Raw genomic sequence first — 272 nt, forward strand, 5'->3', positions numbered from 1 at the left:
TGCCTATCACAGCGCTGACTTATGGTGAGGATATCAATTTTTTTAGTCAGGCCGTTATAAAAGATAGCGAGCTTCCGCTTGTTTTTTGGTGTTCTGCAAGTCCAATGCTCCTTACCCATGTACGAGCGGTAGAGCAGCAATATGCGTTTAGCGTTGGTACTTTTCGTGTCGGTATGACATTTGCCAAATCAGCATTGGACAAGCTGGTTGGTGCAAATGGTAATTATGCGCTAAATCCAACGCGTGTGATTCAGCAACCGCCAGACAATGGA

Annotated in this window: 1 protein-coding gene; it reads left to right on the plus strand. The window is 45.2% G+C overall.

What is annotated here, in order from left to right; genetic code table 11:
• Positions 1-272 (plus strand): hypothetical protein (locus ACSV5T_RS09855; RefSeq protein WP_438320995.1); only part of this gene is annotated, 272 nt, incomplete at both ends.

The organism is Veillonella sp. ZSJB6, assembly GCF_051549505.1.
Lineage (GTDB): Bacteria > Bacillota > Negativicutes > Veillonellales > Veillonellaceae > Veillonella.